A 17,427-nucleotide genomic window follows, 5' to 3' on the forward strand; every position below is an offset into this window, starting at 1 on the left:
GTGACAGCATGGCAAATATGCCACAGTCGTCACCGCCCCTTATAATATAGTGAACACTTCACTAACAAGGTCTAAACGGCGGTGACGGAATAACACGGCTAATGAAGAGTGAATGCGTCGATTTTAAGCCGCCTCTCTCAAGGGGTTGTCGGGATCGATGCCATAGTCCTTGAGCTTGCGGTAAAGGGTCGAGCGGCCGATTCCGAGCTTGCGCGCCACCTGGCTCATCTGGCCGCGGTAGAATTTTAGCGCGAAACGAATCAGTTCCTCTTCCACTTCGGCGAGCTTGCGCACATCGCCACCCTCGTCGACGCTGGCGATCGCATTGTCGAGCCGCGGGTCGTGCGGGGCCTCGCCCTCCATCGTTTTCGCGGCACTGGCGAAATCGGGATAGACGTTCGACACGTGCTCGTTTGCCGCTGCACGCTCGGGACCAGCCTCGCCCCAGGAGAAGCCGACACGGTCGGAAACGACGTAGCCTGGGATCTGGGTCGCGATCTGCGGAAAGTCCTTGACCGTCAGTTCGTTGCCCTCGGCAAGCACGACGGCGCGGAAGATCGCATTTTCGAGCTGGCGGATGTTGCCCGGCCAGTCATAGGCGGTCAGAAGCGCGAGCGCGCCGGAGGAGACGTTGAGCGGCTGGTTTAGTCGTTGCTCGGCGGCGAAGCGCTCGACGAAGGAGCGCACCAGCACCGGGATGTCCTCCTTGCGCCGGCGCAGCGCCGGAATGGTGATCGGGAAAACATTGAGGCGATAATAAAGGTCCTCGCGGAAGCGCCCTTCGCGCACCTCGTTGATCAGGTCCTTGTTGGTGGCCGAGATCAGCCGGACATTGACCTTCTGCGGATGGCGCGCGCCGATCGTTTCGATCTCGCCCTGCTGCACGGCACGCAAGAGCTTCACCTGGACCTCAAGCGGCAGGTCGCCGATCTCGTCGAGGAACAGCGTGCCGCCGTCGGCGTCCACGAACTTGCCGGTGTGCTTTTCGGTCGCCCCGGTAAATGCACCCTTCTCATGGCCGAAAAGAATGCTCTCGACCAGATTGTGCGGGATGGCGCCACAGTTGACAGTGATAAAGGGCTTGCCGGTCCGGTCGCTTGCCGACTGGATGGCACGCGCCACCATTTCCTTGCCGACGCCGGATTCGCCCTCAAGCACGATCGGAATGTTGGACTGTGCGGCCCGGCGTGCCAGATCGATCACCCGGATCATCGCCGGGCTCGCCGAAACGATGTCCTCGAAACCGACGGCGCCGCCGCGTGGACGACGCGAGGTTTTGACCTTGCCGTCACGGCTCGCCATCTTCAGCGCGTTGCCGATCGCCACCGACAGCCGCTCGGGCGAGACGGGCTTCACCAGGAAGTCGAAGGCGCCCGCCTGCATCGCGTGCACCACCGTCTCGATGCCGCCCTGTCCGGTCTGGACGATGACGGGCGTGTCGACGCCGCGCTCAGCCAGCGCTTCGAGGAAGCCATGGCCGTTCATTTCCGGCATCAGCAGATCGAGAAGGATGACGTTGATCATCCCCCCCTTGCGCTCGAGCAGCTCCAACCCGCTGCGACCGTTGTCGGCGAGATGCGCCACATGACCGAGGCGCTCGATCATGTTCGTCAGCAACCGGCGCTGCACCGGATCGTCATCAATGACCAGAATATGTGATGTCACGAAAGCCTCCTGCTCTGGACACGCGGTACACTTTGGCCAACCTCATGTGCCAAATCACGTCAGGCATCTGTGCCATAAAGGGCTGAACATCATGTTTTGAGAAATGCTTGCATTTTATCCATTGCCGGCGATAGCAATGGATCCCATACCGCTTGCCTCTTCCTGTCACGAACGAGAGAAATCCGACGATGACCTTCCGCCCCTTCGCCCCTGAGCAACTCGTTATCCGCGCGGCCGCCGGCCAGAGCCATGGCGCCGCCGCTGTGGATCTCGGCGACCTGCCGTCCTGGCGGCTGGAGGACCTCTATCCCTCTGCCACTTCGGATGCATTTCGCAACGATATGAAGAAGGCCGAGGCCGACGCACTCGCGTTCGAGACCAAGTGGAAGGGCAAGCTGTCTGAGGCCGCGGCAAAGAGCGGCGACGATGGCATCGGCGCCGCCGTCCGCGAGTTCGAAGCGCTTGAAGACGTCATGGGCCGTCTCGCCTCCTTTGCGGGCCTCACTTACTTTTCGGATACCTCGAAGCCCGAGAACGGCAAGCTCTACGGCGACGTGCAGTCGAAGCTCACCGACATGTCGGCGCATCTCCTGTTCTTCTCGCTGGAGCTGAACCGGATCGACGACGCGATCCTCGACAAGGCGCTGGAAGACGACGCGCTTGCCGCCCACTACAAGCCGTGGCTCACAGACCTGCGCAAGGACAAGCCCTACCAGCTCGACGACAAGCTGGAGCAGCTCTTCCTTGAAAAGTCGATGACCGGTGCGGCTGCTTTCAACCGTCTTTTCGATGAGACGATGGCAAGCCTGACCTTCAACATCGACGGCGAGACAGTGCCCCTCGAAGTCGCTTTGAACCTCTTGCAGGACCCCTCCAGCACCGTTCGCAAGAAGGCGGCGATGGCGCTTGCCGAAACCTTCAAGGCCAACATCCGCACTTTCACGCTGATCACCAACACGCTTGCCAAGGACAAGGAAATCTCCGACCGCTGGCGCGGCTTTGAAGATATCGCCGACAGCCGACACCTGGCCAACCGCGTCGAACGCGAGGTCGTCGACGCCCTGGCTGAAGCCGTCAAATCGGCCTATCCACGGCTGTCGCATCGCTACTACGCAATGAAGGCAAAGTGGCTCGGCATGGACGCCATGGATTTCTGGGACCGCAACGCGCCGCTGCCCGAAACGCCGAACGCGTTGATCTCGTGGAACGAGGCCAAGGAAACCGTGCTTTCGGCCTACAATGCCTTCGATCCGGAGATGGCGGCGATCGCCCGCCGCTTCTTTGACGAACGCTGGATCGACGCACCGGTGCGCCCCGGCAAGGCACCGGGCGCCTTCGCCCATCCAACGGTGCCGTCGGCTCACCCTTACGTCCTCGTCAATTACATGGGCAAGCCGCGCGACGTCATGACGCTCGCCCACGAGCTCGGCCACGGCGTGCACCAGGTGCTTGCCGGCGGCCAGGGCGCGCTGATGGCCTCGACCCCGCTGACGCTGGCAGAAACCGCGTCCGTCTTCGGCGAGATGCTGACCTTCCGCGCCCTGCTCGACCAGACGAAGGACAAGCGCGAGCGCAAGGCCATGCTCTCCCAGAAGGTCGAGGACATGATCAACACGGTCGTGCGCCAGATCGCCTTCTACGAGTTCGAGCGCAAGGTGCACACCGCCCGCAAGGAAGGCGAGCTGACCGCCGACGATATCGGCACGTTGTGGCTGTCGGTTCAAAACGAGAGCCTCGGCCCGGCGATCCGCATTTCGGAGGGCTACGAGACCTATTGGGCCTATATCCCTCACTTCATCCACTCGCCGTTCTATGTCTACGCCTATGCCTTCGGCGACTGCCTGGTAAACTCGCTCTATGCCGTCTATCAGAATGCCGAAAAAGGCTTCCAGGAGAAGTACTTCGAGCTTCTCAAGGCCGGTGGCACCAAGCATCACTCCGAGCTGCTCGCCCCCTTCGGCCTCGACGCCACCGACCCGTCGTTCTGGGCACAGGGACTGTCGATGATCGAAGGGCTCATCGACGAACTCGAAGCGCTTGATAAGGCCTGATCCGGTCCGGGCAACCGGATCGCACCGCGATCGGCAAGACGACTATATGAGCAATACCGCACCCTATGTGCTTTTCCGGGACGACAGCGAAAACCGCACCACGGTTTTCGCTGAACCTTCCCGCGTCATCACGGCCCGCACGAAAGCCGAATTCGCCCGCGGACTTTCGGAACTCGAGCGTGCCCACAGGTCAGGCAAATGGATTGCCGGTTTCATGGCCTATGAAGCCGGCCATCTCTTCGAGGAAAAGCTTGCAGGCTTTGCCGAGGAAGGGCGCGAGACGCCGTTGATGTCTTTCGGCATCTTCGACGCGCCCCTGGAAGACCACCCGCTTTCGGAGCCGCAGCGCCGAACGGAGAACGAGCCCTTTCTGAGCGAACCGCGCGCCGGCTGGGATTTCGACACCTACCGCACGCGCTTCGATCGCCTCCACCAGCACCTGCGGCAGGGCGATTGCTATCAGGCCAACCTGACGATGCCGATCCGCGCCCGCTGGTCCGGCGACCCACGCGCCGCCTTCTGGTCGCTGATCGACCGCCAACCGGTGAAATACGGTGCGCTGGTGGCGCTCGACGGTCCGGTCCTGCTCTCGCGCTCGCCGGAACTGTTCTTCCGCGTCGACACCGACGGCTGGATCGAAACGCATCCGATGAAGGGCACGGCCAAGCGCGGCGCGACGGCCGCGGAAGACGCCGAGATCATCGCCGCCATGCGCGCCGATGAAAAGACGCAAGCCGAAAACCGGATGATCGTCGATCTCCTGCGCAACGACATCTCGCGCATCACCGAAGTCGGCACGCTCGACGTGCCCAAGCTCTTCGAGATCGAGACCTATCCGACGGTGCATCAGATGGTAAGCCACGTCCGCGCCAAGCTCCTGCCCGGGATCGGCCTCACCGACATCTTCGCGGCCCTTTTCCCTTGCGGTTCGATTACCGGCGCGCCGAAGATCCGGGCCATGGAAATCCTGCACGACCTGGAAGACGGTCCGCGCGACGCCTATTGCGGCGCCATCGGCTTCATCGCACCGAACGGCGTGATGCGCTTCAGCGTGGCAATCCGGACGATCTCGCTGTTTGACAATGGCGAGGCGGTTTTCAATGTCGGCGGCGGTATCGTCTTCGATAGCAATGCCCAATCCGAGTACGACGAATGCCTGTTGAAAGCTCGCTTCGCCGTCGGCGACGATAATATCGCGCTCGGCGATGACGAGATCGCGCAATGACGGATTTTTCGCTGATAGAGACCCTGCGCTACGAGCGTGACAATGGTTTCGTTCGGTTGCGTCTGCATCTCGCCCGGTTGAAGCGCTCGGCCCGGCGGCTGGCAATTCCGGGCGCGGAAACTGCCGAAACGGCATTGGTGGATGCGGTGGCAAACGCGGGCCTGAGTGCCGGGGAGGCACTGCGCGTTCGTCTCGAGCTCTTCCCCGACGGTCGCATCGACGTCAAGACCGCGCCCTTCGTGCCCCTTCCTGCCGATACGCTCTGGCAGGTGCGGATCGCCAAAACGCGCCTTGATTCCCGCGATCCGCTGCTGCGCTACAAGACCAGCCGGCGGATGATCTATGAAGCGGCGCGGGCCGAGTTCGCGGCTGGAGAGGCCGACGAGGTTCTTCTGCTCAACGAAAAGGGCGAGGTTTGCGAGGGCACGATCACCTCGGTTTTCCTCGATGACGGCAGTGGCGTCCTGAAGACGCCGCCGATTGCCTGCGGACTGCTTGCCGGCGTGCTTCGTACCGAACTGATCTGCCAGCGGCGCGCACGCGTGGCACGGCTCTCGCCAGCTGATATGGCCGGCGGTAACCTTTATGTCGGCAATTCGTTACGGGGCCTGATCCGGGTGAACCTCCTGGTCTGATCCCGGCAGCGTGTAGCGTCTGACGCGATCCCTGCCATCGCGCTTGGCAAGATAGAGCGCCTGGTCGGCTCGCGCATAGAGGTCGGTGACCGAATCGCCGTCGCGATACTCCGCAACGCCGACAGAGCAGGTGTAGAAGAACTCCGGAATGTTCTCGAGCGGCCGGGAACTCCTGACCCGTTCGAGCAGGCGGTCGAGAATACGGTTACCCTCGCTGATGGTGGTATCCGGCAGGATGAGCATGAACTCCTCGCCGCCGATCCGGCCGAAGCAATCCGAGCGGCGCACGAACTCCTGCATCTGGCGCGCAAAGTCGAGCAGCACCTCGTCGCCGCGCTGATGTCCATGGCGATCGTTGATCGCCTTGAAGTAGTCGATGTCGATGATTGCCACGCAACCCCACATATGCGGATTTTCAGCGCAATTGGCGACAAACTCGGTGAGCCGCCCCATCGTGTAGCGGCGGTTGGGAACGCTCGTCAGTTCATCGACCTGAGCTGCCCGAAGCGCGAAGTCGCGGTCCTGCCTGAGTTCGCGTTCTTCCGCATGGATCGTCGTGACATCCACGGCGATGCACAGCATGCAACCATCCGCATCCACCGTCTCCGTCATCCACATCCAGCGACCGTCATGCAGGTCCGTTTCCATGGCGCGGAACGGAACCTTGCCGCGCCGGTGCATCGTCGAGGCGATCCAGGCATCGATGTCTTCTGTCTTCAGGATCGTTCCGTGACCGGCAGCGTGGTTCCGGCGCATGATTTCTTCCCACGTGGGGCTCTCTTCCGGGCCGACATGGTAAGCGGCGCGGAACGCCGGATTGGCAAAACGCAATCGATCATGCTGATCGTAAAGCGCGATCAGCACGGGTGTTTTACTCTGAAGGGCCGCAAGGGCCTTGAGATGACTACCGTTCACGGTCTGTCACGCCTCCGGGTCGTACAACTATCAATCATGGCGCGAAGCGGGTGCTTCCTACGAAGCTATAGCACGAAGCGCTTGTGACAAGCGGTGCACCGTGCGAAACGATAGGGAATATGGTTAAATCACAGCCCGGAGCGGCCGCTCAGCATGAAGCATACGCCCTACGACGGTTCCTCCAAACCCTTCACGATTGGCCTTGCCCAGCTTGATCCCGATCGCTGGATCGAGCCTGACGAACAGCTGAAGCATTATCTGGACGAAAAAAAGCGCCTACTGAGACAAGCGCGCAGCACAGTCTTCGCCGCGGCCGACGGCAGCGAAGACGCGCAACGCGAACTGCTCGCCGTTCTCTCCGACCACCTCGCAGCGCGATTTCCCGAGATCTACCGACGCGACGGCAACACCATGGTCGTCGGCGGCGAGCGTGTGGCGCTTGAGGGCGACGCTCCGCTCGTCATTGCCGGCTCCCTCGTTCAGGACGATCTGGTGATCATGATAAGGGACGACGACGGCTGGCGTCTCAAGGCCGGTTATGTCGCCTTCCCTTCCTCCTGGTCGCTCGGCGAAAAATACGGCCGCACCATGGACGAAATCCACACGCCGGTCCCGGGCTTCGAGCATGGGACCCGCAACGCCGAGCTGATCGCCCGCATGTTCGACAATCTGCCGCCCGGTCGCTTCGTCGAGCGCTTCAACTGGGCGGTCAATGTCGATGGCGGACTGCACCTGCCGAAATCGAAATCCGAGGGCGTCGCCGCCGAAGCGATTGCGCTTACGGAGGAGCGCACCTTCATCCGCATCGAACGGCAGACCTTGCGCAAGCTGCCGGAGACCGGCGCGCTCGTCTTCACCATCCGCATCTATTCCGACCCGCTGTCGCTGCTGAGGACCCGCCCCGACGCCGCCGCCCTGGCGCTTTCCTTTGTCGAACAGTTGCGCAGCCTGACTTTGCCACAAGCGGCATACAAGGGGCTCGTCAGCAAGCGCGACTCGCTGGTGTCAGCCCTGATTTCGATCGCCGGTTAAGCACGCCCTCAAATAGCGGTTGACCTTCCGGCTCTTTATTGTGACAGCAATCTATGCTCTACAGCGCCCGCGTGCCCAATGGGCACCAAGAGCCGCTGCGGCACACCCATCGAGCTGGAACAGCGGCGCCAGCCGCTTCCTCATGCTTCGTTATCCACCGTCACAGGGAAGTTTTCTCAGGAGTAAGACAAAAATGGCAGATACCACCTATCCGGTTTACGGCGAGATCACCGGTCCGGTCGTCATGATCGGTTTCGGCTCGATCGGTCGCGGCACCTTGCCGCTGATCGAGCGCCACTTCAAATACGACAAGAACCGGTTGATCGTGGTCGAACCCCGTGAAGATGCCGGCGACAACGAGATTTTCGAGCGTCACGGCGTACGTCACGTCCGCGCTCATGTGACGAAGGACAACTACAAGGAACTGCTGAAGCCGCTCCTGACCGAAGGTGAAGGCCAGGGCTTCTGCGTCAACCTGTCGGTCGATACCGGCTCGCTCGACCTGATGAAGCTGTGCCGCAAGCTCGACGTTCTCTACATCGACACGGTCGTAGAGCCGTGGCTCGGCTTTTACTTTGACGCCGAAATGGACAATTCCGAGCGCACCAACTACGCGCTGCGCGAAACCGTGCGCAAGGAAAAGGAAAAGAACCCGGGCGGCACGACCGCGGTTTCCACCTGCGGCGCCAACCCGGGCATGGTGTCCTGGTTCGTCAAGCAGGGCCTCCTGAACCTCGCCAACGACCTCGGCGTGAAGTACGACGAACCGCATCAGGACGACCGCGAAGGCTGGGCGAAGCTGATGAAGAAGGTCGGCGTCAAGGGCGTTCACATCGCCGAGCGCGACACCCAGCGCACCAAGAACCCGAAGCCGTTCAACACCTTCTGGAACACCTGGTCGGTCGAAGGCTTTATCTCGGAAGGTCTGCAGCCGGCTGAACTCGGCTGGGGCACCCACGAGAACTGGATGCCGAAGAACGCCAAGAAGCACAAGAAGGGCTGCAAGGCGGCGATCTACCTGGAGCAGCCGGGCGCCAACACCCGCGTGCGCACCTGGTGCCCGACGCCGGGTCCGCAGTACGGCTTCCTCGTCACCCACAACGAAGCGATCTCGATCTCGGACTTCTTCACCGTTCGCGACAAGGACGGCGAAGTAAGCTACCGCCCGACCTGCCACTACGCCTACCATCCGGCCAACGACGCCGTTCTGTCGCTGCACGAGATGTTCGGCAACGGCGGCAACGCCCAGCCGGTGCACCACGTCCTTGACGAAAAGGAACTGGTCGACGGCGTCGACGAACTTGGCGTGCTGCTCTATGGCCACGACAAGAACGCCTATTGGTTCGGTTCGCGCCTGTCGCTCGAGGAAACCCGCCGCATCGCTCCTTACCAGAACGCCACCGGCCTGCAGGTAACCTCCGCGGTTCTCGCCGGCATGGTCTGGGCCATCGAGAACCCGAAGTCCGGCATCGTCGAAGCCGACGAAATGGACTACAAGCGGTGCCTCGAAGTGCAGCTGCAGTACCTCGGCCCGGTCGAAGGTCACTACACGGACTGGACCCCGCTCGACGGCCGCCCGGGCCTCTTCCCGGAGGACATCGACACCAAGGATCCGTGGCAGTTCAAGAACATCCTCGTTCGCTAAGCTTCTGACACGACACATCATCCGGCCCGGGGCGCAAGCGTGCCCCGGGCTTTTTTGCCCGTAACGGAAAAGCCCGAGGCAGCACCGTGCTGCTCTTGCTTTCAACTCATGATCGCGGCATGGTCAGCCGGATTGAAACAATCCGCTCGGCCCAACGCGGGGGAAATCGCCTATGAAGCCAGTCGCAGCTCTGACCCTACTCGCAACCGCGGCCGCCCTGGCCTCCTGCCAGTCGTCGCCCCGGGTCTACGATGGGGGCGGCCCGCCCGTGCAACAGGCAAGCGGCATCGAAGGCTCCTGGGTCGATCCGAACGGCATTGTCTCCACCTTTGCGGGCGGCACGTTCTCGACCCGCACGACCGACACCAACCAGCTGCTCGCCTCGGGCAACTACACCAAGTCGAGCCCGACGCTCGTCGAGATCAACATGACCTCGCTGGTGCGCAACACGCAGTCCAAGGTCAACTGTGCGCTCGTCACGCAGAACCAGCTGAACTGCACCACCGACGCCGGTGCGCAGTTCTCGCTCGCGCGTCGCGGCTAAAACAGAAAACAAGCAACTACGAAAGCCTCCGCCAGGAGGCTTTTTTCGTTTGCGGGCCGCGACTTAACCTTAACGGTAAACCCGACAACCCGGGCATGGTTTTAGCGCTTGAAGTCGCCTCCAAGTGATGAAAACATCCGCCCCGGCAAAGCCACCCCGATCGTGGGGACCGGATCCGTCTGACGGCTCCGGAGACGGTCGGACGAAAACAGGCAAAACAGGAGAACATCATGATCAGACACGTGCGGACCGGCCTGATGACCGCGTCCATCCTTGCCCTTTCCTCGGGCGCAGCCTTCGCCGATTATGAATTGAACATCCTGCACATCAACGACCTGCATTCGCGCATCGAATCGATCAACAAGTTCGATTCGACCTGCTCGGCGGAAGAGGAAGGCAAGAACGAGTGCTTCGGCGGCGTCGCCCGCCTGAAGGCTCTGATCGACCAGAAGCGCCAGGAACTCTCCGGCAAGAACACGCTGCTCCTGAACGCCGGCGACAACTTCCAGGGCTCGCTGTTCTTCACCACCTACAAGGGCCTGGCCGAGGCCGAGTTCCTCAACCTGATGAAGTTCGACGCCATGACCGTCGGCAACCATGAATTCGACGAGAGCGAAGACGGCCTGGCCGGCTTCCTCGACAAGATCGCCTTCCCGGTCGTTACCGCCAACGTGCTCCCGAGCTTCAAGTCGAAGATCGGCGACCGCATCAAGCCGTCGATCGTGCTCGACGTCGGCGGACAGAAGATCGGCATCGTCGGCGCCGTTGCCAACGACACGCCGGAACTCTCCTCCCCCGGCCCGGATATCCTGATCGGCGACGATGTCTCGACCACGACCGCTGCGGTCGAGGAGCTGAAGAAGCAGGGCGTCGACAAGATCATTGCGCTGACCCACGTCGGCTACCCGCGCGATCTGGCGGCAATCGCCAAGATCCCCGACGTCGACGTCGTCGTTGGCGGTCACTCGCACAGCCTGCTGTCGAACACCGACGAAAAGGCCGAAGGCCCCTATCCGACGATGGTCGACAATCCCGGCGGCTACAAGGTCCCGGTCGTCCAGGCGGGTTCCTACTCCAAGTATCTCGGCGATCTCGTCGTGACCTTCGACGACAAGGGCGTCGTCAAGGCTGCCAAGGGCGATCCGATCCTGGTCGACAGCTCGGTCAAGCCGGATGAGGCCGTGCTGGCACGTGTCGCCGAACTCGGCAAGCCGATCGAGGAACTGCGCAACAAGATCATCGCCAAGACCGAAGCGCCCATCGACGGCAAGCGTGAAAATTGCCGCGCCAAGGAATGCGAGATGGGCAGCCTCGTCGCTGACGCCATGCTTGATCGCGTCAAGGGTCAGGGCGTGACGATCGCCATCACCAACGGCGGCGGCCTGCGTGCTTCCATCGACGCCGGCGACGTTTCGATGGGCGAAGCCATCACCGTGCTGCCGTTCCAGAACACGGTGGCGACCTTCCAGATCAAGGGCGACGGCATCCGCGAGGCGCTGGAAAACGGCCTCAGCAAGCTTGAGGAAGCCGGCGGCCGCTTCCCGCAGGTGGCGGGCATGAAGTTCTCCTTCGACAAGTCGAAGCCGGTCGGCAGCCGCGTCGTCAAGGTCGAGGTGAAGGAAGGCGAAGGCTACGTGGCGCTCGATCCGGCCAAGACCTACTCGCTCGTCACCAACAACTACATGCGCAACGGCGGTGACGGCTACAGCGTCTTCAAGGCAAAGGGCGAAAACGCCTACGACTACGGTCCGGGCCTCGAAACCGTGCTCGCCGACTACCTTGCAGCCCATCAGCCGTTCAAGCCCTACACCGATGGCCGCATCACCGAGGTCGCTTCGACCGCAGGCGCTTCGACAGCAGAACCGGCAGCGGAAGCAAAGCCGGCCGCAGACGCTACGGCGACCCAGCCGGCTGCGGGGGCCGCAGCCACCACCCCGGCTTCCGGTCCGCAGAAGCACGTGATCGCCAAGGGCGACACGCTCTGGGATCTTGCCAAGTCGTTCTACGGCGATGGAGCGCTCTGGGCCAAGATCTCCGAAGCCAACGGAAAGCCGGCGCCGCGCCACCTGCATGTCGGCACGGAACTGGAGATTCCGGCAAAGTAAGACAATTTGCCTCTACTTTCAGAGCCGGCGCGGGCTTCCCCGCGCCGGCTTTTCTTTTTAGAAGGATTTGAAACCGAAGGCAGTGCCCCGATTGAACGGGGCCGACGAGGACCGAGATGACCGAACAGCTTGCCACGTCCACCCCCGCCAACCACCCTTCCATCAAATCCGGAAAGGTCGGCGTTCTCCTGGTCAATCTGGGCACGCCCGACGGCACCGACTACACCTCGATGCGCCGCTACCTGAAGGAATTCCTGACCGACCGCCGGGTGATCGAGTGGTCGCGGCTGTTCTGGTATCCGATCCTTTTCGGCATCGTGCTCAACACCCGCCCCGGCAAGGTCGGCAAGGCCTATGAGATGATCTGGAACAAGGATCTGAACGAGAGCTACCTTCGGACCTACACCCGCAACCAGGCCAAGCTGATGGCCGAGACCTTCGCCGACCAGCCCAACGTGATCGTCGATTGGGGCATGCGCTACGGCCAGCCCTCGATCGCCTCGCGCATGGAAGCGCTGCAGAAGGCCGGATGCGAACGCATCCTCGTCTTCCCGCTCTATCCGCAATATGCAGCCGCCACCACGGCGACCGTCAACGACAAGGCCTTCGAGGCGCTCCTGAAAATGCGCTGGCAGCCGGCGCTGCGCACCGTTCCGCCCTACCACGACGACCCCGTCTATATCGACGCGCTGGCGACTTCGATTACGCGTCACCTGGCGACGCTCGACTGGGAGCCGGAAGTGGTTCTGACCTCCTTCCACGGCATCCCGAAGAGCTATTTCGACAAGGGCGACCCCTACTACTGCCAGTGCCAGAAGACAGCGCGCCTGCTGCGCGAAAAGCTCGGCTGGTCGAAGGAGAAGCTGCAGGTGACGTTCCAGTCGCGCTTCGGCCCCGAGGAATGGCTTCAGCCATACACCGACAAGACGGTCGAGAAGCTCGCGCAGGACGGCGTCAAGCGCATCGCCGTCCTCAACCCCGGCTTCGTTTCCGACTGTCTGGAAACGCTGGAGGAGATCGCCGAGCAGGCGGCCGAGAGCTTCCACCACAATGGCGGCGAGAAATTCGCTCACATCCCCTGTCTCAACGACAGTGCCGAAGGCATGGCCGTGCTTAAACACGTCGTGCGCCGCGAACTGGCCGGCTGGCTCTGAAGCTGTTCTTTGCAGCACCCGCTTGAAAACGGGTAGGCAATCACCACCTCTGGATGAACGAGAAGCGCCAGCGTCAACTCACGTCTGCGCCATTCTAACGTTTTGAAACTACGCGCAATCCGCGGAAACCGATTCCGAAGGGAAACGGAATGCGCTAGAGTGCAGCCTCAGGTCGCGCTTACAATTTAAGGGGGTATGTCTTGGGCGGAATGGATATCGTCGTCATTGGTTTTGTGGTTCTCATCATCCTGGTCCTCTTCATGGGGATCAAGACGGTACCGCAGGGCTACCGCTACACCATCGAGCGCTTCGGTCGTTACACGAAAACGCTGGAACCGGGCCTGAACCTGATCGTTCCCTTCATCGACCGCATCGGCGCGAAGATGAACGTGATGGAGCAGGTGCTCGACGTTCCGACCCAGGAAGTCATCACCAAGGACAACGCCAGCGTCTCGGCGGATGCCGTCGCCTTTTATCAGGTGCTGAACGCGGCACAGGCGGCCTATCAGGTCGCCAATCTCGAAAACGCCATCCTCAACCTGACGATGACCAACATCCGCTCCGTCATGGGCTCGATGGACCTCGACGAGCTGCTCTCCAACCGCGACACGATCAACGACAGGCTGCTGCACGTCGTTGACGAAGCGGCCAATCCCTGGGGCATCAAGATCACCCGTGTCGAGATCAAGGACATCGCACCGCCGAAGGATCTCGTCGACGCCATGGCCCGCCAGATGAAAGCCGAGCGCGAAAAACGCGCCCAGGTTCTGGAGGCGGAAGGATCGAGAAACGCGCAGATCCTGCGTGCCGAAGGCGCCAAGCAGTCGGCGATCCTGCAGGCCGAAGGCCAGCGCGAAGCGGCGTTTCGCGACGCCGAAGCGCGCGAACGCCTGGCGGAAGCCGAAGCCAAGGCGACAAGGATGGTCTCCGATGCCATCGCGTCCGGCGACGTACAGGCGATCAACTACTTCGTTGCCCAGAAGTATACCGAAGCGCTCGCCGCGATCGGCACCGCCAATAACCAGAAGGTTATCCTAATGCCGATGGAAGCCTCCGCCCTGATCGGTTCGCTCGGCGGCATCGGTGCGATTGCCAAGGAAGTCTTCAGCGATGGCGCAGCCGCCTCGGCAGCCCGTCCGCGGCAATCGACGCCGCGCACCACGCCCGCGGTATCGGCAGATCCTTCGCAAGGAAAATAGGCGATGATCAAAAGCGCCATTCAAGAGCTCGGGCCCTGGAGCTGGTGGGTTCTGGGCTTCGTGCTTCTCGCAGCCGAACTCGTCGCTCCGGGCGTGTTCCTGATCTGGATCGGCCTTGCCGCACTCATTGTCGGCATCCTCTCGCTTTTGCTGTGGGACGTCGGCCTCTGGACGTGGCAGGTCCAGCTCGTGCTCTTTGCCCTGTTGTCGGTGGCCACTGTTTTGCTTGGCCGCCGCTTTGTTCTCTCCTCGTCCGAAACGACGGACGAGCCGCTGCTGAACCAGCGCGCCGAAAGCCTGGTCGGTCGCACCGCCGTGCTGGAAAAGCCGATCGCCGAAGGCCGAGGGCGTATCCGTCTGGACGACACGTTCTGGATCGTCGAGGGACCGGACCTACCCGTCGGTGCACGGGTGCGCGTCGTTTCCACCCACGGGCGCAACCTGACCGTCGAAAGCGCCTGACAATAAGCGGCTGCTGCCACGACGTTTTTTCAAGCTGGAAACGATTGCTTAACCACGTCGCTTTACGATTGCGAAAGGATTGCAATCAGGCTCGTGGACAAACGGCATATGGTGCCAGGCTCATTTCGCTCGACCAGGGGAGACGCGCGGCGTTCGACGTTGCTGGCGCTGCTTTTGGCCGGCACCGCTCTATTGGTCCCCGCTCCGCTGAGCGCCCAGACGGCACCGGCGCCGACAACCACCTATGGCGTTGTCGCTGGCACGGGCACGACGCCGACGGCCGCGCCAACCACGACACCGGCCACGACGCCCGCGATCACCGATCCGCAGGTCACCGGCGCCGTCAGCAGCGACGACCTGACGCCCGCCTCGAACGAGGATTACCTCCGCCAGAACCAGCGCGAGCCGACGATCGACGGCCTGCGGCTGCGCGCCTACAACCCCGAATACGACCGCGCGCCGGGCATCCGCATCGGCACATTCACGCTGCGGCCGAGCGTCAGCGAGACGATCAACCACGAATGGCGCAAGGACGGCGACACCAAGACGAACCGTGGCTATCTCGAAACCGGAATACGAGGCACGCTCACCTCCGACTGGTCGCGTCACCAGCTGACCGTCACCGGCGAAGGCGTCCTGCAAAACAACATCTCCGGCGAAGGCGAGGAAGAACCGCGCGCCAATGTCGATGCTGAACTGCGTCTCGATCTCTGGGACGAGACGGTCGCGCGCCTGCGCGCCGGCTACAGCTTCGAGCGCGAAGACGCCGACGACCCGAACGCGATCTCCAATGCCAAGGATCAGTCCGCCGTCAACACCTATCGCCTCGGCGCCGCTATCGAGCGCGACTTCGGCCTGATCCGCGGTTCGGTCGGCATCGATTTCGATCGCCGCACCTATGGCGACGTCGAGTTGGAGAACGGCACGAACCTCTCGGTCAAATACCGCAACCGCAACACCGGAACCTTGACCGCCCGGGTCGGTTACGAGCTGTCACCAGCGCTGATCCCGTTTATCGAAGGCTCCGTCGGCAAGTCGCTTTACGACCTGCGCACGGATCCGCTCGGCTTTGAGCGCTCCTACCAGACCTATGCCGGCCGTGGTGGTATCGAGCTCGACCTCGGCGAGAAACTCTATGGCGAGCTCGGCCTTGGATATGAGACCTACAATTTCGAGGACGGCCGGCTTGGCGATCTCAGCGGCCTCTCGGTCGACGGTCGCCTGAACTGGTCACCGCAGCGTGGCACCGATGTGCTCTTCGCCGTTTCGACAGACCTCAATCCGTCGACGACGCCGGGTGACGCGGGCTCGATCGACTACAACTTCACCAACATCATCACCCATCAGATGCGCTCGGATCTGGTTGCGCGGCTGACGAACAACTTGACGCTGCGCAACTACCCCTCGGACGCCCGCTCGTCGGACGAAACCACCTGGCGCACCGGCGCCGGCCTGACCTATGACATCAACCGCTACCTGGCACTCACCGGTGACGTGAGTTACGAGCGCACAACCCGCGACCGTGGCAACACGACGGACATCACCCGTGTCGGCGTCGGCCTTACGCTCCGTCGCTGACGGCAAGCTTCTTTCACGCACGAAAAAGGCCGCGTCCAACGGACGCGGCCTTTCGTGCCTTTGAGAAGAAAGCGATTACTTCAGGCCACCGAGCAGGCTCTTCAGCGGACCTTCAACCGTCGGGCGGATGTCGCCGCGCTCGAGCGCGAAGGCGACGTTCGCCAGGATGAAGCCGTCCTTGGCGCCACAGTCATAGGTTTCGCCGCGGAAGTGATAGGCGGCGAACTGCTGGTTGTCGGAGAGCTTCAGCATGCCGTCGGTCAGTTGGATCTCGTTGCCGGCGCCGCGCTCCTGCTTTTCGAGGATCGGGAAGATCTCGGGCTGAAGGATGTAGCGGCCGTTGATGAAGAAGTTGGACGGCGCCGTACCCGGTGCCGGCTTCTCGACCATCTTGGTGATCTTGAAACCTTCGCCGACCTTGTCGCCAACGCCAACGATACCGTACTTGTGCGCCTGGTCCGGCGCGCATTCCTCAACGGCGATAACGTTGCCGCCGCTCTGCTCATAGAGCTCGACCATGCCCTTCAGGCAGCCCTTCTCGCCCTTCATGATCATGTCGGGCAAGAGCAGCGCGAACGGCTCGTTGCCGACGAGATCGCGGGCGCACCAGACGGCGTGGCCAAGGCCAAGCGGCGCCTGCTGGCGGGTGAAGCTGGTCGTTCCCGCCTTCGGCAGGATGCGGTCGAGCAGCTCGATCTCGATCTTCTTGTTGCGCTCGCGCAGCGTCTGGTCGAGTTCGACCTGGATGTCGAAATAGTCCTCGATGACCGCCTTGCTGCGGCCAGTGACGAAGATCAGATGTTCGATACCGGCTTCGAGCGCCTCATCGACCACATATTGAATGACCGGCTTGTCCACCACCGTCAGCATTTCCTTCGGCACGGCCTTGGTGGCCGGCAGGAAACGTGTGCCCAGTCCTGCGACCGGGAACACGGCTTTGCGGACTTTACGCTTGTCGGTCATCGATACCTCCTTGAAAGGATTTCACTCATAAGTCTTGCCGAATGATCCTGGACGTCAATCCGTCCGGAACCATACAGCGGTCCGTAATGGAGCCGCAATCTCTATGCCGTCAGCTGAACACAGCATGAACCGACGAAACAAATGCATATGCGAACTCCACGACCAAGGCTTGACATTTTCTGCAGCCGAAGACGCCACCACAATTTCATGGTAAAGGGTTTGTTGACCACGTTTCTGTAGATTCGTTGCAATCC

General features: G+C 62.0%; 15 protein-coding genes. 11 read left to right on the forward strand and 4 right to left on the reverse strand.

Annotated features, from left to right (window positions below):
• Positions 1 to 123: 123 nt before the first annotated feature.
• Positions 124 to 1,665 (reverse strand): sigma-54 dependent transcriptional regulator, encoded by a 1,542-nt coding sequence (locus VGO04_RS06525; protein WP_327495145.1) that lies wholly within the window; start codon positions 1,663 to 1,665, stop codon positions 124 to 126.
• 188 nt (positions 1,666 to 1,853) lie between these two features.
• Between VGO04_RS06525 and VGO04_RS06530 the strand changes: the two genes are divergently transcribed.
• From VGO04_RS06530 to VGO04_RS06540, 3 genes are read left to right on the forward strand one after another with little or no spacing between them, the layout of a single operon-like run.
• Complete coding sequence (locus VGO04_RS06530) at positions 1,854 to 3,716, forward strand: M3 family oligoendopeptidase (RefSeq protein ID WP_327495146.1); 1,863 nt, start codon at positions 1,854 to 1,856, stop codon at positions 3,714 to 3,716.
• A 46-nt stretch (positions 3,717 to 3,762) separates the two neighbouring features.
• Entirely contained in the window at positions 3,763 to 4,941 is a 1,179-nt protein-coding gene (locus tag VGO04_RS06535) for an aminodeoxychorismate synthase component I (RefSeq protein WP_327495147.1), read from the forward strand.
• On the forward strand, positions 4,938 to 5,576 hold the full coding sequence (locus tag VGO04_RS06540) for an aminotransferase class IV family protein (protein WP_327495148.1): 639 nt from the start codon (positions 4,938 to 4,940) through the stop codon (positions 5,574 to 5,576). The genes VGO04_RS06535 and VGO04_RS06540 overlap by 4 nt, the downstream gene beginning before the upstream one ends.
• Here VGO04_RS06540 and VGO04_RS06545 read toward each other — a convergent pair.
• Positions 5,541 to 6,491 carry a sensor domain-containing diguanylate cyclase gene (locus VGO04_RS06545; protein ID WP_327495149.1) on the reverse strand — a complete coding sequence of 317 codons (951 nt, stop codon included), beginning with the start codon at positions 6,489 to 6,491 and terminating at the stop codon, positions 5,541 to 5,543. The two genes, VGO04_RS06540 and VGO04_RS06545, sit on opposite strands and share 36 nt — an antisense overlap.
• A gap of 153 nt (positions 6,492 to 6,644) precedes the next feature.
• Between VGO04_RS06545 and VGO04_RS06550 the strand changes: the two genes are divergently transcribed.
• The 8 genes from VGO04_RS06550 to VGO04_RS06585 all read left to right on the forward strand — a co-directional run bounded on the left by VGO04_RS06550 (position 6,645) and on the right by VGO04_RS06585 (position 16,210).
• Entirely contained in the window at positions 6,645 to 7,523 is an 879-nt protein-coding gene (locus VGO04_RS06550; RefSeq protein ID WP_327495150.1) for a DUF3445 domain-containing protein, read from the forward strand.
• A gap of 193 nt (positions 7,524 to 7,716) precedes the next feature.
• The gene (locus VGO04_RS06555; RefSeq protein WP_327495151.1) at positions 7,717 to 9,168 is read left to right on the forward strand and encodes a homospermidine synthase; all 1,452 of its coding nucleotides are present in this window, start codon (positions 7,717 to 7,719) and stop codon (positions 9,166 to 9,168) included.
• A 172-nt stretch (positions 9,169 to 9,340) separates the two neighbouring features.
• Positions 9,341 to 9,712, forward strand: a complete 372-nt coding sequence (gene omp10, locus VGO04_RS06560) for an outer membrane lipoprotein Omp10 (RefSeq protein ID WP_327495152.1) — start codon at positions 9,341 to 9,343, stop codon at positions 9,710 to 9,712.
• 230 nt (positions 9,713 to 9,942) lie between these two features.
• Positions 9,943 to 11,817 carry a 5'-nucleotidase C-terminal domain-containing protein gene (locus VGO04_RS06565; protein WP_327495153.1) on the forward strand — a complete coding sequence of 625 codons (1,875 nt, stop codon included), beginning with the start codon at positions 9,943 to 9,945 and terminating at the stop codon, positions 11,815 to 11,817.
• 116 nt (positions 11,818 to 11,933) lie between these two features.
• On the forward strand, positions 11,934 to 12,971 hold the full coding sequence (hemH, locus tag VGO04_RS06570) for a ferrochelatase (RefSeq protein ID WP_327495154.1): 1,038 nt from the start codon (positions 11,934 to 11,936) through the stop codon (positions 12,969 to 12,971).
• Positions 12,972 to 13,171: 200 nt separating this feature from the next.
• Positions 13,172 to 14,170, forward strand: coding sequence for an SPFH domain-containing protein (locus VGO04_RS06575; protein WP_327495155.1), 999 nt, complete (start codon positions 13,172 to 13,174; stop codon positions 14,168 to 14,170).
• 3 nt (positions 14,171 to 14,173) lie between these two features.
• Positions 14,174 to 14,632 carry an NfeD family protein gene (locus tag VGO04_RS06580; RefSeq protein ID WP_327495156.1) on the forward strand — a complete coding sequence of 153 codons (459 nt, stop codon included), beginning with the start codon at positions 14,174 to 14,176 and terminating at the stop codon, positions 14,630 to 14,632.
• Positions 14,633 to 14,740: 108 nt separating this feature from the next.
• Positions 14,741 to 16,210: an outer membrane beta-barrel protein gene (locus VGO04_RS06585; protein ID WP_327495157.1), complete on the forward strand. Its 1,470-nt coding sequence runs from the start codon at positions 14,741 to 14,743 to the stop codon at positions 16,208 to 16,210.
• Between the two features lie 75 nt (positions 16,211 to 16,285).
• Here VGO04_RS06585 and galU read toward each other — a convergent pair whose 3' ends face one another.
• Both galU and VGO04_RS06595 read right to left on the reverse strand, forming a co-directional pair.
• Positions 16,286 to 17,173, reverse strand: a complete 888-nt coding sequence (gene galU / locus VGO04_RS06590) for a UTP--glucose-1-phosphate uridylyltransferase GalU (protein WP_327495158.1) — start codon at positions 17,171 to 17,173, stop codon at positions 16,286 to 16,288.
• 54 nt (positions 17,174 to 17,227) lie between these two features.
• On the reverse strand, positions 17,228 to 17,427 hold a 200-nt coding region (locus VGO04_RS06595; RefSeq protein WP_327495159.1), incomplete at its 5' end, for a hypothetical protein.

It is taken from the genome of Ensifer sp. (genome assembly GCF_035999185.1).
Taxonomy (GTDB): domain Bacteria; phylum Pseudomonadota; class Alphaproteobacteria; order Rhizobiales; family Rhizobiaceae; genus Ensifer.